This is a genomic window from Variovorax sp. SPNA7 (genome assembly GCF_033807855.1).
GTDB classification, from domain to species: domain Bacteria; phylum Pseudomonadota; class Gammaproteobacteria; order Burkholderiales; family Burkholderiaceae_C; genus Variovorax; species Variovorax beijingensis.
In genome coordinates this window covers 3734426-3755705 of the sequence record NZ_CP138513.1, presented here as the reverse complement: position 1 = coordinate 3755705, position 21280 = coordinate 3734426, and the positions used below count along the sequence as shown (strand labels likewise).

Here is a 21280-nt window from a genome sequence, read left to right as displayed (position 1 = left end):
AGGGAACACAAAAGGAAGCCACCCCATGGACCTCGACATCGTTGCGCTATCGCGCCTGCAGTTCGCCGTCACGGCGCTCTACCACTTCCTGTTCGTGCCGCTGACGCTCGGGTTGTCGATCATCCTCGCGGTCATGGAAACCGTCTACGTGATGACGGGCCGCGTGATCTGGCGCGACATGACCAAGTTCTGGGGCGTGCTGTTCGGCATCAACTTTGCGATGGGCGTGGCCACCGGCGTGGTGATGGAGTTCCAGTTCGGCATGAACTGGAGCTACTACAGCCACTACGTCGGCGACATCTTCGGCGCGCCGCTGGCCATCGAGGGGCTGATGGCCTTCTTCATGGAAGCCACCTTTGTGGGCCTGTTCTTCTTCGGCTGGGACAAGCTCTCCAAGGTGGGCCACCTGGTCGCGACCTGGGCCGTGGCCATCGGCTCCAACTTCTCGGCGCTGTGGATCCTCATTGCCAACGGCTGGATGCAGAACCCCGTGGGCGCGGCCTTCAACCCGCAGACCATGCGCATGGAGGTGACCGACTTCTTCGCGGTGCTGACCAACCCGGTGGCGCAGGCCAAGTTCGTGCACACCGTGTCGGCAGGCTATGTGTGCGCGGCGGTGTTCGTGCTCGGCGTGTCGGCCTGGTACCTGCTCAAGGGCCGCCACCTCGAACTGGCCAAGCGCTCGATGACGGTCGCGGCCTCGTTCGGCCTGGCGGCGTCGCTGTCGGTGGTGGTGCTGGGCGACGAGAGCGGCTACCTGTCGACCGAGCACCAGAAGATGAAGCTCGCCGCCATCGAAGCCATGTGGGAAACGCACCCCGCGCCCGCGGCCTTCACCGCCTTCGGCTTCCCCGACCAGGAAGCGCGCGAGACGCACTACGCCATCCACATTCCGGCGGTGATGGGGCTGATCGGCACGCGCTCGCTCAACACCGTGATTCCCGGCATCGACGAGCTCGTGAAGCGCGCCGAGGTGCGCATCCGCGAAGGCATCAAGGCCTACGACGCGCTGCAGCAGATCCGCGCCGCCGGCAGTACGCAGGCCGTGCCGCAGGGCGTGCGCGACACCTTCGAGAACGGCGGCGCCGACATGGGCTATGCGCTGCTGCTCAAGCGCTACGTCGACGATCCGCGCAACGCCACGCCCGAGCAGATCGCCAAGGCCGCATGGGACACCGTGCCACAGGTGGCGCCGCTGTTCTGGCTGTTCCGGATCATGGTGGGCATCGGCATGCTGCTGATCGTGCTGACGGCCACCTTCTTCGTGCTGTCGGCGCGGCGCCGGCTCGACCGCCACCGCTGGTTGCTCCGGGCCGCGGTGCTGGCCATCCCGCTGCCGTGGATCGCCATCGAGGCCGGCTGGCTGGTGGCCGAGTTCGGCCGCCAGCCCTGGGTGATCGAAGGCGTGCTGCCAACGGCGGTGGCCGTGTCGAACCTGGGCGTGAAGACGCTGCTCATCACGCTCGGCGGCTTCATCGCGATCTACACCACGCTCTTCATCATCGAGATGAAGCTGCTGCTCAAGGTGATACGCAAGGGGCCGGAGGCCGAGCACGCGCCCGATGTCGGCGAAGCCCGGTCCCATGTTCCGCCAGTTCGCGCCATGGCGGCGCCTGGGAGTTCCTCATGATCCTGCATCAACTCATCGACTACGACACGCTTCGAATCATCTGGTGGGCGCTGATCGGCGTGCTGCTGGTCGGCTTTGCGGTCACCGACGGATTCGACCTGGGAAGCGGCATCCTGCTGCCGTTCGCCGCGCGCACCGATCTCGAGCGGCGCGTGGTCATCAACAGCGTGGGCCCGGTGTGGGAGGGCAACCAGGTGTGGCTGATCCTTGGCGGCGGCGCGATCTTCGCGGCCTGGCCGCAGCTGTACGCGGTGTCGTTCTCGGGCTTCTACCTGGCGATGTTCGTGATTCTCACGGCGCTCATCCTGCGGCCCGTGGCCTTCAAGTTCCGCAGCAAGCGCGAGGAGCCGGCCTGGCGCGCCCGCTGGGACGCGGTGCTTTTCTTCAGCGGCCTGGTGCCGGCGCTGATCTTCGGCGTGGCCGTGGGCAACGTGCTGCAGGGCGTGCCGTTCCGCTTTGCGACCGACATGCACATTCATTACGACGGCAGCTTCTTCGCGCTGCTCAATCCGTTCGCGCTGCTGTGCGGGCTGGTGTCGGTGGCGATGATGGTCACGCACGGCGCGGCATGGCTGCAGCTCAAGACCGCGGGCCCGGTGGCCGAGCGCGCGCGCCTCTATGGCAGCGTTGCAGCGGTGGCGGGCATCGTGCTCTATGCGCTGGCAGGCGTGTGGATGGCCTCGGCCATCGGCGGCTACCGCATCACCAGTGCCGCCCAGATGACGGGGCCGTCGAATCCGCTGCTGAAGACCGTCGAGTTGCATGCGGGCGCATGGCTTGCCAACTATGCGGCCCACCCCTGGACCATGGCGGCGCCGGCGGCGGGCTTTGCCGGGCTGCTGGGGGCGCTCGCGGGCCTGCTGCTGCGCCGGCCGGTGCTCGCGCTGCTGGCGGCCGCGCTCGGCATTGCCGGCATCATCCTGAGCGTGGGCGCATCGATGTTCCCGTTCATCCTGCCGTCGTCGATCGACCCGCGTGCGAGCCTCACGGTATGGGACGCATCGTCGAGCCACCTCACGCTGTTCATCATGCTGGTGGTCACGGGATTCTTCATTCCCATCATCGTGGCCTACACCACCTGGGTCTACCACGTGCTGTGGGGCAAGGTCGACGAAGAGGCCATCCGCGAAGAGAGCGGACACGCGTACTGAACGGAGAAAAAATATGTGGTACTTCGCCTGGATCCTCGGCCTGCCGCTGGCGGCCGCCTTCGCCGTTCTCAACGCCATGTGGTACGAGCTGATGGACGACGACGCCATCCGCAAGGAAAAGCTCGCGATGCCCGAAGCGCCGCAGGGGCAGGAGCGGCTCTGACGAAGTCGCTCAGCCGGCGGCCGGCTTTTTCTTCTTCTTGGGCGCGCTCCCGGTGATGCGGTCCTTGAGGCTCAGCACCTTGGTCACGGTGGCGCCCATGCCCATCAGCTGCATCGCGGTTTCGGGCGCGAGCCGCTGGACGTCGTCGAACCACTTCATGAGCCGGTCGATCAGGTCGTGCATCTCGCGCATGCGCTCCTGCGCGTGGCGCTCGGCGTCGCTGGCGGGCGATTCGAGCAGCGCGCTGCGCAGCATCGAGAGCGTGGGCTCGATCTCGCGGCGGCGGCGCTCCTCGGCCAGCACGCGAAAGATCTCCCACACATCCGCCGGCGCCTCGAAATATTCGCGCCGGTCGCCCGGTTGATGGCGCAGCTGCACCAGCCGCCACGCCTGCAACTCCTTCAGGCCCATGCTCACGTTGGAGCGCGAGAACTCGAGCAGTTCGGCAATCTCGTCGGCATTGAGCGCATGCTCGGATATGAAGATCAGCGCGTAGATCTGGCCGACGGTGCGGTTGATGCCCCACTTGCTGCCCATCTCGCCGAAGTGGGCGACGAACTGGCGGTTGAGCGGGGGAAGGGTGGCGGTTGGCATCGGCAGATTTTCGTTGCGAATTGCTGTAGCTTCAAGAAAGACTGAAGTTTTCTGGCGGCGAAAATCAGATTGGAAGACTTCTCCAACAAAGGTGTGGCAAAGGAGGCGAGGCTATGGAAATCGACCCGGAGAACCTGCTGAATTTCCGGCTGTGGAGGATCGTTTCGATGTCGGGCGCTCCGGTGACGCGCCTGTGTGAGGGGCGGTACGGAATTACGCGGCGCGAGTGGCACCTGTTGATCCTGCTGTTCCGTGATGGCCAAGTATCACCTTCGGAATTGGCGGAACGCGCCACGCTTGACCGTGCGCGCGTTTCCAAGGCCGTTGCGGGACTGATCGAGAAGTCTCTGGTTCAGAAGACCGCCGGACGCGATGATCGGTGTCGGGTCATCCTGGCGTTGACGGACAAAGGGGTGAGACTGGTCAAGGAATTGTTTCCCCAGGTAGAGGCTATCAACGCGCGGGTTCTTTCTGCAGTCCCTCTGGCAGATCAAGATGCGCTATTCACCGCATTGGATGCGATGACGCGGAAGGCAAATGAGATCGCTCGGGAGATCGGAACGGATATCCGAGCCGATCGATGTCGCGGTGGTCGTAAGCGACCCTGGGAAGGTAACGAGTTTTCCGATTGATCTGGCCACTTCGCCCACTCATGGGGCGAAGAATGTCATCAGTAAAATTCGCGATTCAGCGGAAGTGGTAGTCAGCGGAGTTCACTGTTCGCGTCATGCCTTGATACTGCGTTTGCGTGCCGGGAAAGTTGGTGACCACCTTGCCTGCGGCGTTCATGTAGTAGCTGCTGCAATGAGCGGCGGTTTGGGTGGTGGATGCGATGTCCCGCTGCAGGTCGTCGCAGAAGCAACGCATCGCTTTCTGGCTGACCTCCATCGTGGTGGCGCCGCGCGAAGCCAGAGTACGCAGTGCATCCATGATGTACTGTGCCTGGCACTCCAGCATGAAGAGCACGCTGCCAGGCACATTGGTGTTAGGGCCGAACTGGATGAACATGTTCGGAAATCCATGTACGGTGATGCCAAGGTAGGCTTCGGCGCCATCCTGCCAGATGTCGTGAAGCAGCACGCCCTCGCGGCCGCGCACGGTGATGCCGGGCAGGTAGTTGGAAGGATTGAATCCCGTGGCGTAGATGACAAGGTCGACTTCGCGAAGCTTTCCATCCCGGGTGAGAACGCCGGTTTCGGTCAGCGTCTCGATCGACTCGGTCACCACTTCCACGTTCGGCTGTTGCAGCGCCCGATACCACTCGTTGGAGAACAGCGATCGTTTGCAGCCCAGGGTGAAGTTGGGCGTGAGTTTGGCACGCAGCGCCGGGTCTGGGACCTGTTGCGCGAGGTACTGCATGAAGGCATCCTGCGCCGCCTGGGTGGCGGTGAAGTCCTTGCGGCGACCCGCGACTGCCTCGAACTCGGTAAAGATACGTTCGCGCTCTGACAGGGGCTGGCCTGCGGCAATGACCGACTTTGGGACGACGAAGGGCGGCGTGCGCTGGTACAGAGAGACTTGGGAAGCAGCCCGCGCCATCTCCGGCACGATCTGTATGGCGCTGGCGCCCGTGCCGATGATGGCCATGCGCAGGCCGGCGGGATCCAGGTCATCTCGCCAATGAGCCGAATGGAAGGCCTCGCCGTGGAAGCGTTCACGCCCGGCGATGCGTGGCATCGTCGGATCGTTGAAGATCCCGACAGAGGGTACGAAGCACTCGCCTTCCCAGGCTATGCCTTGTTCGGAGGACACAGTCCAGCGCTGGCGGCCGTCGTCGAAGGCAGCCTCGGTCACCCGCTGGCCAAAGCGCAGATGCGGGCCGAGACCGTACTTGGCCACGACGTGGTGCATGTAGTCCAGGAGTTCGCGCTGCTTCGGGTAGCCTGTGGACCAGGGGTATTCGGCTTCGAAGGAGTAGGAATAGAGTACCGCCGGGATATCGCAGGCAGAGCCGGGGTAGTGATTGTCCCGCCAGACGCCGCCGATGTCGTCCGCGCGCTCAAGGATGACGAAGTCGTCGATGCCGGCTTGCTTGAGGAGCACTCCCAGGCCGATGCCGGCGAAGCCCGCACCTACGATGATGGCGCGATGTGTGCCGTTTGTAGCGCTGCGTGCTGCGCCGGGTGCTTTCGCAGATGTGTTCATTCCAGATATCCCCCATCGATGAGGAAGGTCTGCCCGGTTGTCATGCAGCTCTCGTCGCAGGCCAGGAAGAGCACCGACTGTCCAATCTCCGTGGGCGTAACGAAACGGCCGAGCTTGATGCGCGCAATCAGGTCGGCATGGCGCTGCTTGGGATCGGGGTGCCGGTCGATCAAGCGACGCAGCATCTCGCTTTCAACCATGCCGGGATGCACTGTGTTGACCCGAATGCGCCGTGCCGCAAGATCGCCCGCGGCCGAGCGCATCAGCCCCACCACAGCATGCTTGCTGGCGGTGTAGGCGATGTTGCGGGGTGCGCCCGCAAGCCCCATGACCGAGGACGTGATGATGACGCTGCCACCGTCGCGCAAGTGAGGGGCGATGTACTTGATGCCAAGGAAGACCCCCTTGACATTCACGTCCATCACCTTGTTGTACACATCTTCGGGATAGTCGGCTGTGGGCTGCACCACGCCTTCCACACCCGCATTGGCGAAGAAGATGTCCACACCGCCGAAGCGCGCAATGGCCTCTTGAGCGGTGCGCTGGGTATCCTCCGGCGATGTGACGTCCGCTGCTACGAACAAAGTGGTGGCGGGATCGAATTCCGCGCAGGCGCTCTCCAGTGTTTCTCGCTTGGCATCAACGAGTACCAATCGCGCGCCTTGCTGGGCGAACAGCCGAGCCGTCGCCAAGCCGATGTTGCCTGCCGCCCCGGTGATGATGGCGACCTTGTCTTTCAATCTCATGGGTTACCTCGCTTGGGTTTGTTCGTTATGTGCTTACGGGTTGGCCTTGAAGCCGGATTCCTTGATGACGGCGGACCAGCGCTTGTGGTCGCGCGCCATGATCTCGGCGAGCCCCTGGGGGCCGATGTTCATCACCTCCAGTCCGTAGTCGGACAAGCGCTTCTTCATGTCGGGTTCATTGACGGCAGCAAGGGCGGCACGCGAGAGTGACTCGACCATCGGCTTCGGGGTCTTGGCCGGCGCGAAAAGCGCCAACCAGGCCGAACCTTCGGCATCGACGCCGGCCTCCTTTAGCGTCGGCACATTGGGCAGCAGTGCGCTGCGCTTGCTGCCCGAGGTGGCGAGGATGCGCACGCGTCCGGATTTCTCCAACTCCAGCACAGCGGACACGGGCGCCACCAGCATGCTTACCTCGCCCGACAGCAGCGCTTGCTTTGCTGGCGCATCGCCGCGGTAGGCAACGTGCACCAAAGGGGCGCCTACCGACTTGCCAAACATCAGCCCGAAGAAATGCGGCAGGCTGCCTGCAGCGGGCGAGGAGAAGTTGGCCATCTGCGGGTTGGCGCGGGCCGCCTGCGCCAGCTCCGCAATGGACTTCGGTCCACTCGTGCCGTGCACCACGATAGCCAGGTCAAACATCGCCAACAAAGCGACCGGCTCATAGTCCTTGATGGGGTCATAGCGCAGGTTGTCGAAGGTGTAGGGGAAGGTCACCATCGTCGCCAGGGGAGCCTGCATGATGAGGTTGCCGTCAGGTGGCGCGGCCTTGACGGCCTCTGCCGCGAGAATGCCGCCCGCACCGGGCCGGTTCTCCACCACGACACTGCGGTGCAGCAGGGGGCGCATCTTTTCCGCTGTCAGCCGCGCGAGCACGTCACCGACATCTCCTGCGGGAAAACCCACCAGAATCTTCAACGGAGGAGCCTCTTGCGCGCCCGCGGCGAATGCGCACGCGCCCATGGCGCAAGCGAACAACAATTGATTCAAGAATTTCATGACCTGTCTCCTACATTTTTTGGCGGGTGATCAGAAGGCGTGGCGCATGCCCAGTTCGAGGCCACTGGATTGACGCCCTGGGCTCGGAGCGACGCCTCCGGAGACCAGGTACGTGGCCTGACCCTGGTTGGCAATACGTGCATAGGTTCCGTAGAGAGCAGTGCGCTTCGACAGGTTGTGGACATAGCCTATGCCCCAGAGGCGCGCATCATTGGAACTGCGCTGTGAGCCGTTCGCGTTCCTCAGCACGGAGCTACTGCGGTCGTTCAGGCGCGCGTAGCTCAGTCGTAAGCGGCCCACCTGGCCGAGGGGAATGTGCGCGCCGATCTCCGATGTGTGTTTTCGTACGTCGCCGCCCAGGATCTGCACTTTGGCGAGGTTGTAGAGCGCGAAGAATCTAACGAACCCCGCTTCCCATGAGGCTCCCAGGTTGCCGTGCGTGTAGTCGCCGAGTGTGGCCGTGCTGGTGTAGTGGGTGCGTCCCAGCGCTCCTGCGACGTCGAATGGACCGGAGCGCCAGCCCAGTCGGCCACTGACCATGTTGCCGTCGCTCGCGTTCCCGGTATTCGAGGCATTCTCACCGCGGGCGAGCATGGCCATGCCGTAGAGCCCGCCAAGGTCGGGCGGCAGCCAATAGCTGATGCTGTTGCTGGCCACGACGGTAGTGGGCAGGTTGCCTGTGCCCACGGTGGAGAAGGTGAACGCAGCTGCGCGCGCCACGCCATTCGCGTTGAAGGGGTCGAACTCGAAGATGTTGTAGTGAGTGGGAACAAAGTCTCGGCCCATGCGCAGCTGACCAAACGCACCGGAAAGGCTGACATAAGAGCGGCGGTTGAAGGTCAGGCTGCCACCGCCCGTGAAGCCGTTGGGCTGGTTATTGGTGTTCGTGAGTTGCCCGGAACCGGTGTCGGGGTTGAGGCCACTCTCCAGCCAGAATCCAGCGCTGAGTCCGCCGCCCAGATCTTCCGTTCCGCGAAAGCCGAATTGGCTCGCACCCAGCCCCGAGGAAGATATCGTCCTGGCGGATGCGTTGCCGCCTTTCGAGTGCATCACGCTCAAGTCCATCACCCCGAAGATCGTGACAGAGGATCGCGCGCTGGCGCCGCTGCATAGCAGCGCCAATGTGACGCCGCATGTGGCTGCGGTCTTGGATTTCATGGGTTGTCTCCTTCTTATGGTGTGAAAATTGGGGGCGTGCGTTCGGGCGCCGCTTGCTCGCGACCTGCTCAGTCGCACAGCAGCGACACTGATTTGGTGTTGGTGTAGGCGTCCAGTGCTTCGGGGCCGCCTTCGGAGCCGAACCCGGAATCCTTGACGCCGCCAAAGGGCAACTCAGGCCAAGCCAGCGCCGGCTGGTTGATCCACAGGAGGCCAAGTTCGAGCTGCTGACTCAATCGGTGGGCGTTCTTCAGAGAACGGGTGAAGGCGTAGCCAGCCAGGCCGTAGGGAAGCCGGTTGGCTTCGGCGATCGCCTCATCCAGCGTCCGGAAGCGTCGCACCGCAGCGATTGGACCGAACGGTTCGTCATTGAAGACACGTGCACTCTGCGGTACCTCGGTCAGCACGGTGGGCGCAAAGAAGTTGCCATGTCCACCGACCCGCTCGCCGCCGACGGCAAGTTGCGCTCCCTGTTGGATCGCATCGGTGGTGAATGCCTCCATCGCTGCCAATCGGCGCTCGTTGGCCAGCGGCCCGAGCGTCGTGCCTTCATCCATTCCGTGACCGAGCTTCAGTCCCTGGGCATGACGTATCAGCTCGCGCACGAATTCATCGTGAATGGAATCGTGAAGGATGAAGCGCGTCGGAGCGACACAGATCTGGCCAGCATTGCGGAACTTGGCGGAAGCGCTGGCACGCACAGCAAGTCCGATGTCGGCGTCCTCGGTCACAATGACGGGCGCGTGTCCTCCGAGCTCCATCGTCACGCGTTTCATGTGCGCGCCGGCAAGTGCTGCGAGCTGTTTGCCAACGGGGGTAGAGCCGGTGAAAGTGACCTTGCGCACTACCGGGTGAGGAATCAGATATGCGGAGATTTGGATCGGGTCGCCGAACACCAGGCCGATGACACCCGCGGGGACGCCGGCATCGACGAAGGCACGAACCAGCGCAGCGGGTGCAGCCGGCGTTTCCTCCGGTGCCTTCACGATGATGGAGCAGCCGGTCGCAAGCGCTGCTGCGATCTTTCGCACGGCCTGATTGATCGGAAAATTCCACGGCGTGAAGGCTGCTACCGGTCCGACCGGTTCGCGCAGTACCAGTTGTTGTACCGCCAAGTTGCGCGAAGGTATCACGCGTCCATAGAGTCTGGTCCCCTCCTCGGCGAACCACTCGATCACGTCTGCGGACATGCGTGTCTCAGCCAATGCCTCGACCAGCGGCTTGCCTTGCTCACGGGTGAGGAGGCGAGCTATGAACTCGGCGCGCTCGCGCATCAGCTGGGCAGCGCGCCGGAGCATCCGGCCACGCTCGATCGCTGATGTCTGCCGCCAGGTTTCGAAGCCGCGGGCCGCAGCGCCCACCGCACGGCTCAGATCGACAATGTCAGCGTGCGCGACACGGCCGATGGATCGGCCGGTCGCAGGATCGAACACCTGCAGCGTGCGGCCATCGACTGCATCGCACCATTTGCCATCAATGAGAAGCTGCGTATCGGGATAGTTCATCTGTTGCATCCAGCCTGGTCCTTGTCGGACTTGATCGGCGACTACTGCCTCGAAAAATCAGCAGGAGTCAGTTGATTGGCTCGTGCTGGGGCAATCTTCGGGACCGCTGTGCTAATTGCTCAAAACAATTAGGCTGCGGAGTTACCCGAATGCGGACGGCAAATGCACCCGCCAGATTGCTTCAAGAGGTTCGGATACCACAGGAAAAAGGGCCGCGCACCTTGGGTCGAGCGAGATCTATCGACCGTCGCGCTTTGATGCACTTGCTGTTGATGCGGATGGAAGCCGTGGCAATCGCACGGGGTCCTGTCCCGATGTCACCCCAATGGGGCGCATGAGTGCCGTGCTGAGTTCAGGCGGCCTGCGCCTGCGTTTGCGCATCGGCGAAGCGCCGCAGGTGGGCGATGAAGGTCGCAGCCGTCTCCGACAGCGGCTCGCCGATGCGCGTCAGCACCCCAAAGCCTTTCAGATCCTTGCCGATGGGCACGGGCAGCACGCGCAGCAGCTTCGCGCGCACGTGGTCGCGCACGACGGATTCCGGCAGGGCGCCCACCGCGTCGCTGGCCTGCAGCAATTGCAAGGTGGCGAAGACCGACGCGCATTCGACGAGGTTGGCCGGCGTGCTTCGTCCCACCGAGGTGAATTCTTCCTCCATCAGTTGGCGGGCCGGGCTGGTCAGCGGCTGAAGAATCCAGGGCCAGGCCGTGAGCGCCTCGAGCGTCAGGCCGCGCTGGCGTGCGCATGGGTGCCCGCGCCGCACGACCACCTGCATGGTCTCGTTGGCCAGCGGCGCGAAGGCAAAGGTGTTGTGCTGCTTGAGCGAGGAGAAGCGTCCGACGGCGAATTCGATCTCGTGCCGTTCGAGGAGGGCGCCGACCTGGTCGCTGGTCTCGCCGAGGATGCGGACGTTGAGGAGCGGGCGCTCGCGCTTGATCTCGGCCATCGCACGCGCAACGAGGTCGGGAGCCGCGCCCATGATCGCGCCGATGACCAGTTGTCCGTGGCCGCCGCGGCGCTTGATCTCCAGGCCTTCGAGGAAGCGGGACAGGCCGGCCTGTGACTGGCGCGCGTAGGCGACGACTTCTTCTCCGAGCGGCGTGGGACGCAGGCCGCGCGAGTGGCGCTCGAACAATGGAAACCGGAAGGCCGATTCGATGTCCGCCAGCATCTTGGTGGCCGAAGGCTGCGTCACGCTGATCGCGGACGCGGCTTGGGCGAGCACCGGGCTCTCGGCCAGCGCGGCGAGAAGCGCCCAGTGCTTCAGCCGCAGGCGATTGATGAGCCGGGGCGCGCTGTTCGGGCTGTCGAATCGATATTCCATTTTGGAAATGCTCATGCCAAATTTTCGATTGGATCGTAATGGCGGCGGCTTCTAGAGTCCAGGCCATCGAACACCAAGGAGACAACATGAGACTGCTGCGATATGGCCCCGCGGGCCAGGAGCGACCGGGCCTGCTCGACGCCGACGGGATCCTTCGGGACCTGTCGTCCTTTGCGCCCGACATCACCGGCGAAGTGCTTTCACCCGCGAGCCTTGCCAGGCTCGCGGCGCTCGACCCGCAGGGCTTTCCGGCCGTGCCGGGCCAGCCGCGGCTGGGTGCGCCGGTTGCCAACATCGGCAAGTTCATCGCCATCGGCCTGAACTACGCGGACCATGCGGCCGAATCGAACCTGCCGCTGCCGACCGAACCGACGGTGTTCACCAAGGCGACGTCCTGCATCGTCGGACCCCACGACGAGGTCACCATTCCGCGCGGATCGGCCAAGACGGACTGGGAGGTCGAACTGGGCTTCGTGGTCGGCACGCGCGCAAGCTATGTGCCCAGGGAACGCGCTCTGGAGCACATCGCGGGCTATGTGCTCGTCAACGACGTGTCCGAGCGCGCCTTCCAGATCGAGCGCGGCGGCACCTGGGACAAGGGCAAGGGCTGCGACACCTTCGGGCCGATCGGCCCCTGGCTCGTGACGCGCGACGAAGTGGGGGATGCGCAGCAGCTGGGCATGTGGCTTGACGTGAACGGCCAGCGCCGCCAGACCGGCAGCACCGGCACGATGGTGTTCGACTGCGCAACCATCCTGAGCTACCTGAGCGAGTTCATGACGCTGATGCCGGGCGACGTTGTCACCACCGGCACGCCGCCTGGCGTCGGCATGGGCATGAAGCCCGAGCCGATGTACCTGAAGGCCGGCGACGTGATGACCCTGGGCATCGACAGGCTCGGCATGCAGAGGCAGACCGTGGTCGCCTGGAAGGAGGCCGCATGACTGCCGCTCCTTACGCCAATCGCTTCGCGGGCCGCCGCGCCGTCGTCACCGGCGGCGCTGCCGGCATCGGCCTGACCTTTGCCACGCGCTTCATCGCCGAAGGCGGTTCCGTGAGCCTGTGGGACATGAACCAGCAAGCGCTGGACCAGGCGTGCGCCGCGCTCGGCGCCAGGGCTTCCGCAGTCCAGGTCAACGTGGCCGACTGGGCGGAGGTCGAGGCAGCGGCCGCCGCTTCGGCCGTGCAGTTCGGCGGCGGCATCGACGTGCTCGTGGCCTGCGCGGGCATCACCGGCCCCAACGTGCCGCTGGCGGAGTACCCGGTGGACCAGTGGCGGCGGGTGGTCGACGTCAACCTGAACGGGCTCTTCTACTGCAACCGCGCGGTGCTGCCGTACATGCAGGCCGGCAACTACGGCCGCATCGTCAACGTGGCCTCGGTGGCGGGCAAGGAAGGCAATCCCAACGCCTCGGCCTACAGCGCATCGAAGGCGGCGGTGATCGGGCTGACCAAGTCGCTCGGCAAGGAACTCGCCAAGGCCAACATCACGGTCAACGCCGTGACGCCGGCGGCAGTGAAGACCGCGATCTTCGACCAGATGTCGCCGCAGCACATCGAGTTCATGTTGTCGAAGATCCCGATGGGACGCTTCGGCACGGTCGACGAGATCGCGGCGGTGATCGGCTGGCTTGCGAGCGAGGAGTGCTCGTTCACCACGGGCAGCGTGTTCGATGCCTCGGGAGGCCGCGCCACCTATTGAAAGAAACCGTGCGGCCGGCATGCCGCGAACAGACAAACACAAATAACGGAGACCTCGATCATGAATTCCATCGCCACGAGCACCGCGCTCGACAAGGTGATCGCCAAGGCGATCCGCCGCCTGGTGCCCTTCTTGCTGCTGATGTACGTGCTGGCTTTTCTCGACCGCGCCAACGTCGGCTTTGCCAAGAAAGCCTTCCAGCTCGACACCGGCCTTTCGGACGCCGTCTTCGCCTTCGGCGCCGGCGTCTTCTTCATCGGCTATGCGCTGTTCGAAGTGCCGAGCAACCTGATCATGCATCGCGTCGGCGCGCGTGTCTGGATGTGCCGGATCATGGTGACCTGGGGCCTTGTCTCGGCCGCGCTCATGTTCGCGCACAACGAGACCAGCTTCTATGTCTTGCGCTTTTTGCTCGGTGTTGCCGAGGCGGGCTTCTTCCCGGGCGTCATCTACTTTCTCACGCGGTGGTTCCCGGCCAAGGCGCGCACGCGCGTGATCGGCATGTTCTATTTCGGCGCGCCGCTCGCGTTCATCTTCGGCAGCCCGCTCTCCGGCTTGCTGCTCGAACTGAACGGCGTGTGGGGCCTGAAGGGCTGGCAATGGCTGTTCCTGGTGGAAGGCGTGATGGCGTCGCTGGTCGGCGTGTGGGCTTACTGGTACCTGGACAACAAGCCGCTCGACGCACGCTGGCTGTCCGCCGAAGAGCGCCAGATGCTGGAGCGCGCCATCGACGCCGAAGAAGAACAGAAGACCGCGCATGGCCCCGCCACGGTGCTGAAGGCGCTGACCAATGGCCGCGTGCTGTTTCTTTCGCTGATCTACTTCCTGATCCAGGTCAGCGTCTATGGCGTGGTGTTCTACCTGCCGACCCAGGTGGCGGCCCTGCTCGGCAAGAACGTCGGGCTGCTGGTGGGCTTTGTCACCGCCATTCCCTGGGTCTGCGCATTGGCGGCCGCGTACTTCGTGCCGCGCCTGGCCGAGCGCAGCGGCCAGCATGCGTTGATTGCGCTGGTGGTGCTGGCGGTTTCGGCGGCAGGCATCGCGGTGTCGGTCAATGCCGCCTCGCCGCTGGTGGCACTGATCGCGCTGTGCTTCGCGGCCGCCGGCTTCATTGCGGTGCAGCCCGTGTTCTGGAGCTTCCCCACCGCGTACCTCGGCGGCGCGGCGGCGGCGGGCGGGATCGCGCTGATCAATTCGCTCGGCGCGATGGGCGGCTTTGTCGCTCCGAACGTCAAGACCTGGGCCGAGCATGCCTTCGCATCGCCCAGCGCCGGGCTCAACCTGCTGGCCGCGACCACGGTGGTCGGCGCCATGCTGTTCCTGGCACTGCGCCAGACGCGCAGCGCCGCAGCAGAGGCTGCCGCGTAGCGCCGCCCTTCATCACTCTCTCTGCTCGACGAAAGGATTCCCCATGAGCATGCCCACGATCAAGCACGTGCGCGCCTTCACCCTCCGCGGTGGCGGCGCCGACTACCACGACCAAGCCGATGGCCACTGGATCGACGACCACATCGCCACGCCGATGAGCAAGTACCCCGAGTACCGCCAGAGCCGCCGCAGCTTCGGCCTCAACGTGCTGGGCACGCTGGTGGTGGAGATCGAGGCCAGCGACGGCACGGTCGGCTTTTCGGTGACGACCGGTGGCGATCTCGGCTGCTGGATCGTCGAGAAGCACCTGGCCCGCTTCATCGAGGGCGCCCGGGTGACCGACATCGAGAAGATCTGGGACCAGATGTACAACGCCACGCTGTTCTACGGGCGCAAGGGCATCGTGCTCAACACCATCTCGGGGGTCGACCTGGCGCTGTGGGACCTGCTGGCCAAGGTCCGCAAGGAGCCGGTCCATGCGCTGCTGGGCGGCCCGGTGCGCGACGAACTGACTTTCTACGCCACCGGCGCGCGGCCGGACCTCGCGAAGGACATGGGGTTCATCGGCGGCAAGATGCCACTGCACCATGGGCCCGCCGAGCGCGAGGAGGGCCTGAAGAAGAACCTCGACATGCTGGCCGACATGCGTGCCGAGGTGGGCTCCGACTTCTGGCTCATGCTGGACTGCTGGATGAGCCTGGACGTGGAATACGCCACGCGCCTGGCGACGGCCGCGCGCAACGAGTTCGGCCTCAAGTGGATCGAGGAGGCGCTGTCGCCCGACGACTACTGGGGCTACGCCGAGTTGCGCCGCAACGTACCGCGCGGCCTGCTGGTAAGCACCGGGGAGCACGAAGCCACGCGTTGGGGCTTCCGGCTGCTGCTGGAGATGGAGTGCTGCGACATCCTGCAGCCCGACGTCGGCTGGTGCGGCGGCATCACCGAGCTGATCAAGATCTCGAACCTGGCCGACGCGCACGGCAAGCTCGTGGTGCCGCACGGCTCGTCGGTCTACAGCTACCACTTCGTCATCACGCGCCACAACAGTCCGTTCGCCGAATTCCTGATGATGGCGCCGAAGGCCGACGAGGTGGTGCCGATGTTCAATCCCCAGCTTCTGGACGAGCCGGTGCCGGTCAATGGCCGCATGAAGGCCTCCGCGCTCGATGCGCCGGGCTTCGGCGTGCGGCTCAACCCGGACTGCGCGCTGCACCGCCCCTTTCCCAGATGAGCGCCCCTAGACCCACGGCGTAGGCGGCGGAATCTCGCACACCGGCTCGACGTCGATGCTCTTGAAATCGGCCGGCGAGACGATCTCCAGGTATTCCATGTCGGGCGAGTAGTCGAACAGGAAGTGCCGGATGCCGGGCCGCTGGTGCACCACGTCGCCAGCCTCGACCCGCGTTTCCTTGTCCTCGTACATGAAGCGGGCCCAGCCCTTGAGCATGATCACGATCTGGAAGTCGGCCTCGTGGCGGTGCCAGCCGGTGCCCGTTTCCGGTGCCATGTTGGCCTTGACGAGGTGCGCGATGACCTTTCCGTTGGTGGCCTCGGCAATGCCGAGGTCGCGGTAGAGGAAGAAATCGCGCAGGCCGCCCGAGACGTACTCGGTGTCGCCGGGCTTGACGTGGGAGAACTGGGTGGCGGTTCGGTCCAGCATGGGGCGCTCCTTCGCGGCAGGTGGTGGTGATGGCGCGGCACGCATAAAACGTTCCCAAAGGCATCTGCCGCGAAGGGCTGATGCGGGCATCGCTTGACGCCCCCGCGGCGCACCGGGATACTCAACCACATGGTTCACTCAGACAATGCCACGCTCGACGCCGTCTTTGCCGCGCTTTCCGACCCCACGCGCCGCACCGTGCTGGAGACGCTGGGCGAGCGCAGCCTCAGCGTGACCGAGCTGGCCGAGCCGCATGGCATGTCGCTGACCGGCTTCATGAAGCACCTGCGGGTGCTGGAGGACGCCGGGCTCATCTCGCGCACGAAAGAGGGCCGCATCGTGCGCTGCGAGCTCTCGCCGCGCCCCATGCAGGAGGCCGCCGTGTGGTTGTCGCGCTATGAGAAATTCTGGACCGGGCGCCTCGATGCACTGGCGCGCTTTCTCTACCACCAAGAGGAGACCGAATGGCAAAAGCTGCCGCCCCCGCCACCGAGCGACCCTCGCTCACCCTCCGCCGGCACTACCCCGTCGCCCCCGAAAAAGTCTGGCGCGCGTGGACCGACCCGCAAGCGCTGAAGGCCTGGTTCGGCCCTGAAGAAATCGTTTCCGTGCCGCTGGCCGAAGTCGACCTGCGCGTGGGCGGCCGCTTCCGGGTGGCCATGCGCGCGGCTGACGGCGAGACGCACGACGTGAGCGGCACCTACCTGGAACTCGTGCCCAACCGCAAGCTGGTCTTCAGCTGGGCTTGGCGCAGCACCCCGGAGCGCGAATCGCGCGTCACGGTGCGCATCGAGCCCGACGGCAATGGCTGCGAACTGGTCCTGCTGCACGAGCAGTTCTTCGACGAGGCCGCGCGCGACGGGCACAGCCACGGCTGGGCCGGCGCCATGGTCAAGCTCGAGCAATGGCTGGTGAAAGCGGTCGAATGACCGGCCGGCGCGACAAGGCTGTCGGCAGGCCGCCGCCGGCCCGCGCAACAGCGCGCGAGTGGACGGGCCTGGCCGTCATCGCGCTGCCGTGCATGCTGTATTCGATGGATCTCACGGTGCTGAACCTGGCGATTCCCTCGATCAGCGAAGACCTCAAGCCCACCGCCTCGCAGTTGCTGTGGATTGTCGATATCTACGGCTTCTTCGTCGCCGGGCTGCTGGTCACCATGGGCACGCTGGGCGACCGCATCGGCCGGCGCCGGCTGCTGCTCATCGGCGCGGCGGCCTTCGGCATCGCCTCGGTGCTGGCTGCGTTCTCCACCAGCGCCAACATGCTCATTGCCACGCGGGCGCTGCTTGGCGTGGCGGGCGCGACGCTCGCGCCGTCGACGCTCTCGCTCATCCGCAACATGTTTCTCGATCCGGGGCAGCGCACGGTGGCCATCGGCGTCTGGATTTCCAGCTATTCGGCCGGTGCGGTCATCGGCCCGGTGCTGGGCGGCGTGCTGCTGCAGTTCTTTCCGTGGGGCTCGGTGTTCCTGATCGGCGTGCCGGTGATGGTGCTGCTGCTGGTGCTCGGGCCCATCCTGCTGCCCGAACACCGCGACCCCGAAGCGGGGCGGCTCGACCTGGCCAGCGTGGTGCTTTCGCTCGGCGCGGTGCTGGCGGCCATCTACGGCATCAAGCAGGTGGCGGAGCACGGGCCCGATGCCATGTCGACCCTGGCCATCGTGGCCGGTGTGGCGCTCGGGTGGGCGTTCGCGCGCAGGCAGCGGCGGCTCGCCGACCCGATGATCGACCTGCGCCTGTTCCGGTTGCCTGCCTTCAGCGTCTCGCTGGCGGCCTACATGCTGGCGTGCTTCGTGATGTTCGGCATGTTTCTCTACAACGCGCAGTACCTGCAGCTGGTGCTCGGGCTCTCGCCGCTGCATGCGGGCCTTTGGAGTGTGCCGAGCGCGGCTGCTTTCATCGCCGGCTCCATGGTCGTGTCTGCGCTGGTGCGCCGCATGCGGCCTGCGTTTGTCATGGGCGGCGGCTTGGGTGTTGCGGCCTTGGGATTCGCGATGCTCGTGGTGCTGCCCGCGGAGGGCGGCCTGGCGTGGATGGTGACCAGCACCGTCATTTCCTCTCTCGGGTTGGCACCTGTGTTTACGCTCGCAACAGACCTGGTGGTGGGCAGCGCGCCGCCCGAGCGCGCTGGCGTGGCCTCTGCCATTTCGGAAACGAGTTCGGAGTTTGGCGGTGCGCTTGGGATCGCGATTCTGGGCAGCATCGGCGCGGCCATCTACCGCAGCACGATGGCCGATGTCGTTCCGGCCGGTTTGGCGGGTGCTGCCGAAGTGGAGGCTGCGCGCAGCACGCTCGGCGGGGCGGTGGCCCTGGCAGGACAACTCGGAGGTACCGCTGGCGCCGAACTGCTCGACACAGGCCGGGCCGCCTTGCTTCATGGCCTGCGGCTGACAGCCGGGATTTGCGCGGCGGTGCTGCTTGCGGTGGGCGCGCTGGTGGCTGTGCGGCTGCGCAGCGCCGGAGAGGCCGCGCAGCCCGAGGCGCCGTCGGATGCATTGCCGGAGCGCTGACGAAGACCCATACTGGGGCCTCCACGACGAGACGACGAACGGAGCCTCCCATGAGCAATGAACTTCGCAAGAAGCTGCACGACCTGGCGGAACTGGCCGACAACACCACGGACCCGCAGACCAAGGCCATTGTCGAGGCCATAAGGCTGCAGACCGCCGTGCTGAACGAACGGCTCTTTGCCATCGAACTGCAGTTGGGCACGCTCACCAAGCGCATGGAAAACACGACGGACTGAGTGGCCGCCGCTTTGTAGGGATAATCCCCACCATGAGCGGCAACACCTTCGGAACTCTCTTCGCGGTCACCAACTTCGGCGAGTCGCACGGCCCGGCCATCGGCTGCGTCATCGACGGCTGCCCCCCGGGCATGGAACTGAGCGAGGCCGACATCCAGGGCGACCTCGACCGCCGCCGTCCCGGCACCAGCCGCCACGTCACCCAGCGCAACGAGCCCGACGCGGTGCAGATCCTTTCCGGTGTCTACGAAGGCAAGACCACCGGCACCCCGATTGCGCTGCTGATCCAGAACACCGACCAGCGCAGCAAGGACTACGGCCAGATCGCCCAGCAGTTCCGCCCCGGCCACGCCGACTTCACCTACTGGAAGAAATACGGCATCCGCGATCCGCGCGGCGGCGGGCGCTCCTCGGCGCGGCTTACGGCGCCCATGGTGGCGGCGGGCGCGGTCGCCAAGAAGTGGCTGGCCGAAAAATACGGCATGGTGTTTCGCGGCTGCATGACGCAGATCGGCGAAATCGCCATTCCGTTCGAGAGCTGGGACCATGTCCGGAACAACCCCTTCTTCGCCCCGATGGCAGACGTGAGCGAGCTCGAAGCCTACATGGACCGCCTACGCAAGGCCGGCGATTCCTGCGGTGCGCGCATCCGCGTGACGGCCAGCAACGTGCCCATCGGCTTGGGCGAACCGCTGTTCGACAAGCTCGACGCCGAGATCGCCTACGCGATGATGGGCATCAACGCGGTGAAGGCGGTCGAGATCGGCGCCGGCTTCGAGAGCATCACGCAGCGCGGTACCACGCACGGCGATTCGATCACGCCCACGGGCTTCGTCACCAACAACGCGGGCGGCATCCTGGGCGGCATCAGCTCGGGGCAAGACCTCGAAGTGAGCATCGCGATCAAGCCCACCAGCTCGATCATCAGCCCGCGCCAGTCCATCGACATCCACAACAACCCGGTCGAGGTGGTCACCAAGGGCCGCCACGATCCGTGCGTCGGCATCCGCGCGACGCCCATCGCCGAGGCCATGCTTGCGCTGGTGGTCATGGAGCACGTGCTGCGCAACCGCGCGCAGTGCGGCGATGTGCAAGCCCAAGCCGACAAGACCGAAGCCGCGTCCCCGCAGGCGTCTTTTCTCTAGTGTCCGCCCCGCCACAAGTGGCCGCCGGGCGCGGCCACCTGCTGGCGTTCGCTGGTCTGTCGGCCAGCTATTTCGCGCACATCGGTTTCTTCAACCCCTACCTGCCGCTGTGGCTCAAGGACCTGGGGCTGCCGATCTTCACGATCAGCCTGCTGGCTTCGGTGCAGTCGATCACGCGCGTGTTCGCGCCCTATGCCTGGGGCGCGCTCAGCGACCACACGGGACAGCGCGTGAAGCTGCTGCGCTTCAGCGCCGCGGTGGCGCTTGCCAGCTCGTTCGGACTCTGGTGGCATGGCGGCGCCTGGTGGCTGGCGCTGGTGCTGCTGGTGATGTTCACCCACACCAGCTCGATGATGTCGCTCACCGAGGCCGCCATGGCGCAGCTGGTGGCGGGCGACTGGGGGCGCTACGGTCGCATCCGGCTCTGCGGCTCGGCCGGCTTCCTGGTGACCGTGTTCTTTGCGGGCGAGTGGTTCGAGCGCTTCGGCATGAAGCACTTTCCGGCCTGGGCCGCGGGCACGCTGGCCATCGTGCTGATCGCGACCATGAAGCTGCCCGACATCCGCGAGCCAGTGGCGGCGCACGACGCGGCCCGCGAGCCGATCGGTCCGGTGCTGCGCATTCCGGCGGTGCGGTGGTTCTTCGCATCGCTGTTCTTCCAGGTGATGTCGCACTTCTCGGTCTATGCGTTCTTCTCGCTGTACCTCGATTCGCTGGGCTACGGCAAGAGCGTCATCGGCCTGCTCTGGGCGCTGTCGGTGGTGGCCGAGATCGTCTGGTTCTTCCTGCAGGGGCGGCTCATCGGCCTCTTGCCGATGCCGCGCTGGATGCTGGTGTGCGGCATTGCCGCCGTGGCGCGGCTGGGCCTCACGGCGGGGCTGGGCGGCTCGATCGCGGCGCTCGTCGTCGCGCAATGGCTGCATGCGCTGAGCTTTGCGGCGCACCACACGACCTGCATCGCCGTGGTGTCGCGGCGCTTTCCCGGCCGGCTGCGCGGACGCGGGCAGGCGCTCTTCACCGTGATCGGCTACGGGTTCGGCGGCGTGCTGGGCGTGCTGCTGGGCGGTGCGGTGGCGCAGGAGCTGGGATACCGGACCATGTTTGCGCTGGCGGCTGTGCTGGCGGCGGTGGGCAGCTTGTGTGCCTGGCGGGTGGTGAGGTTGGAGCGGGTGGCCAAGACCTGAGCTTCTCGCGGCTGGCGCATGGAGACCGTGCAGCAAAGTGTCACGGGCCCTAAATGTCCACGTCATC

Annotated in this window: 22 protein-coding genes; 14 read left to right on the top strand and 8 right to left on the bottom strand. The window is 65.4% G+C overall.

Annotation, left to right across the window (positions count from 1 at the left end):
• Positions 1–25: 25 nt before the first annotated feature.
• The 3 genes from RZE77_RS17615 to cydX are packed head-to-tail and all read left to right on the top strand — an operon-like array spanning position 26 to position 2944.
• The gene (locus RZE77_RS17615; protein ID WP_319438564.1) at positions 26–1630 is read left to right on the top strand and encodes a cytochrome ubiquinol oxidase subunit I; all 1605 of its coding nucleotides are present in this window, start codon (positions 26–28) and stop codon (positions 1628–1630) included.
• Positions 1627–2781 carry a cytochrome d ubiquinol oxidase subunit II gene (cydB, locus tag RZE77_RS17610; RefSeq protein WP_319438563.1) on the top strand — a complete coding sequence of 385 codons (1155 nt, stop codon included), beginning with the start codon at positions 1627–1629 and terminating at the stop codon, positions 2779–2781. Before RZE77_RS17615 ends, cydB begins: the two co-directional genes overlap by 4 nt.
• 13 nt (positions 2782–2794) lie before the next feature.
• Positions 2795–2944 carry a cytochrome bd-I oxidase subunit CydX gene (cydX, locus tag RZE77_RS17605; RefSeq protein ID WP_319438562.1) on the top strand — a complete coding sequence of 50 codons (150 nt, stop codon included), beginning with the start codon at positions 2795–2797 and terminating at the stop codon, positions 2942–2944.
• Between the two features lie 9 nt (positions 2945–2953).
• Here the strand turns inward: cydX and RZE77_RS17600 are convergent, their stop codons facing one another.
• Positions 2954–3538: a GbsR/MarR family transcriptional regulator gene (locus RZE77_RS17600; RefSeq protein WP_319438561.1), complete on the bottom strand. Its 585-nt coding sequence runs from the start codon at positions 3536–3538 to the stop codon at positions 2954–2956.
• 113 nt (positions 3539–3651) lie between these two features.
• Here RZE77_RS17600 and RZE77_RS17595 point away from each other — a divergent pair, with 113 nt between their 5' ends.
• The gene (locus RZE77_RS17595) at positions 3652–4170 is read left to right on the top strand and encodes a MarR family winged helix-turn-helix transcriptional regulator (protein ID WP_319438560.1); all 519 of its coding nucleotides are present in this window, start codon (positions 3652–3654) and stop codon (positions 4168–4170) included.
• A gap of 55 nt (positions 4171–4225) precedes the next feature.
• Here the strand turns inward: RZE77_RS17595 and RZE77_RS17590 are convergent, their stop codons facing one another.
• The 6 genes from RZE77_RS17590 to RZE77_RS17565 form a co-directional block, all read right to left on the bottom strand.
• Entirely contained in the window at positions 4226–5683 is a 1458-nt protein-coding gene (locus tag RZE77_RS17590) for a flavin-containing monooxygenase (RefSeq protein ID WP_319438559.1), read from the bottom strand.
• Positions 5680–6429 carry an SDR family NAD(P)-dependent oxidoreductase gene (locus RZE77_RS17585; RefSeq protein ID WP_319438558.1) on the bottom strand — a complete coding sequence of 250 codons (750 nt, stop codon included), beginning with the start codon at positions 6427–6429 and terminating at the stop codon, positions 5680–5682. Before RZE77_RS17585 ends, RZE77_RS17590 begins: the two co-directional genes overlap by 4 nt.
• Before the next feature lie 33 nt (positions 6430–6462).
• Entirely contained in the window at positions 6463–7425 is a 963-nt protein-coding gene (locus RZE77_RS17580) for a Bug family tripartite tricarboxylate transporter substrate binding protein (protein ID WP_319438557.1), read from the bottom strand.
• Positions 7426–7455: 30 nt separating this feature from the next.
• Positions 7456–8583 (bottom strand): porin, encoded by a 1128-nt coding sequence (locus tag RZE77_RS17575; protein WP_319438556.1) that lies wholly within the window; start codon positions 8581–8583, stop codon positions 7456–7458.
• 68 nt (positions 8584–8651) lie between these two features.
• The gene (locus RZE77_RS17570; RefSeq protein WP_319438555.1) at positions 8652–10097 is read right to left on the bottom strand and encodes an NAD-dependent succinate-semialdehyde dehydrogenase; all 1446 of its coding nucleotides are present in this window, start codon (positions 10095–10097) and stop codon (positions 8652–8654) included.
• Positions 10098–10440: 343 nt separating this feature from the next.
• Positions 10441–11409: a LysR family transcriptional regulator gene (locus tag RZE77_RS17565; RefSeq protein ID WP_319442376.1), complete on the bottom strand. Its 969-nt coding sequence runs from the start codon at positions 11407–11409 to the stop codon at positions 10441–10443.
• An 86-nt stretch (positions 11410–11495) separates the two neighbouring features.
• On the opposite strand from RZE77_RS17565, the gene RZE77_RS17560 reads away from it, so the two are divergent.
• The 4 genes from RZE77_RS17560 to rhmD are packed head-to-tail and all read left to right on the top strand — an operon-like array spanning position 11496 to position 15710.
• Positions 11496–12353, top strand: a complete 858-nt coding sequence (locus RZE77_RS17560) for a fumarylacetoacetate hydrolase family protein (RefSeq protein WP_319438554.1) — start codon at positions 11496–11498, stop codon at positions 12351–12353.
• Positions 12350–13111, top strand: coding sequence for an SDR family NAD(P)-dependent oxidoreductase (locus tag RZE77_RS17555; protein WP_319438553.1), 762 nt, complete (start codon positions 12350–12352; stop codon positions 13109–13111). The genes RZE77_RS17560 and RZE77_RS17555 overlap by 4 nt, the downstream gene beginning before the upstream one ends.
• Positions 13112–13171: 60 nt before the next feature.
• Complete coding sequence (locus RZE77_RS17550) at positions 13172–14479, top strand: MFS transporter (protein WP_319438552.1); 1308 nt, start codon at positions 13172–13174, stop codon at positions 14477–14479.
• 43 nt (positions 14480–14522) lie between these two features.
• Positions 14523–15710, top strand: a complete 1188-nt coding sequence (gene rhmD, locus RZE77_RS17545; RefSeq protein ID WP_319438551.1) for an L-rhamnonate dehydratase — start codon at positions 14523–14525, stop codon at positions 15708–15710.
• A 6-nt stretch (positions 15711–15716) separates the two neighbouring features.
• Here the strand turns inward: rhmD and RZE77_RS17540 are convergent, their stop codons facing one another.
• A complete protein-coding gene (locus RZE77_RS17540; protein ID WP_012748460.1) occupies positions 15717–16139 on the bottom strand; it encodes a cupin domain-containing protein in 423 nt (140 codons plus the stop codon).
• Between the two features lie 129 nt (positions 16140–16268).
• Here RZE77_RS17540 and RZE77_RS17535 point away from each other — a divergent pair, with 129 nt between their 5' ends.
• Genes RZE77_RS17535 through RZE77_RS17510 form a run of 6 tightly spaced genes read left to right on the top strand, consistent with a single transcriptional unit; the run spans position 16269 to position 21213 of the window.
• The gene (locus RZE77_RS17535) at positions 16269–16715 is read left to right on the top strand and encodes an ArsR/SmtB family transcription factor (RefSeq protein ID WP_018905554.1); all 447 of its coding nucleotides are present in this window, start codon (positions 16269–16271) and stop codon (positions 16713–16715) included.
• Positions 16604–17068: an SRPBCC family protein gene (locus tag RZE77_RS17530; protein ID WP_319426655.1), complete on the top strand. Its 465-nt coding sequence runs from the start codon at positions 16604–16606 to the stop codon at positions 17066–17068. Before RZE77_RS17535 ends, RZE77_RS17530 begins: the two co-directional genes overlap by 112 nt.
• Positions 17065–18648: an MFS transporter gene (locus RZE77_RS17525; protein WP_319438550.1), complete on the top strand. Its 1584-nt coding sequence runs from the start codon at positions 17065–17067 to the stop codon at positions 18646–18648. The genes RZE77_RS17530 and RZE77_RS17525 overlap by 4 nt, the downstream gene beginning before the upstream one ends.
• A 50-nt stretch (positions 18649–18698) precedes the next feature.
• Positions 18699–18884: a hypothetical protein gene (locus RZE77_RS17520; protein WP_319426653.1), complete on the top strand. Its 186-nt coding sequence runs from the start codon at positions 18699–18701 to the stop codon at positions 18882–18884.
• Positions 18885–18916: 32 nt separating this feature from the next.
• On the top strand, positions 18917–20029 hold the full coding sequence (aroC, locus tag RZE77_RS17515) for a chorismate synthase (protein ID WP_319438549.1): 1113 nt from the start codon (positions 18917–18919) through the stop codon (positions 20027–20029).
• Positions 20029–21213 (top strand): MFS transporter, encoded by a 1185-nt coding sequence (locus tag RZE77_RS17510; protein ID WP_319438548.1) that lies wholly within the window; start codon positions 20029–20031, stop codon positions 21211–21213. The genes aroC and RZE77_RS17510 overlap by 1 nt, the downstream gene beginning before the upstream one ends.
• The last annotated feature ends 67 nt before the right edge of the window (positions 21214–21280 follow it).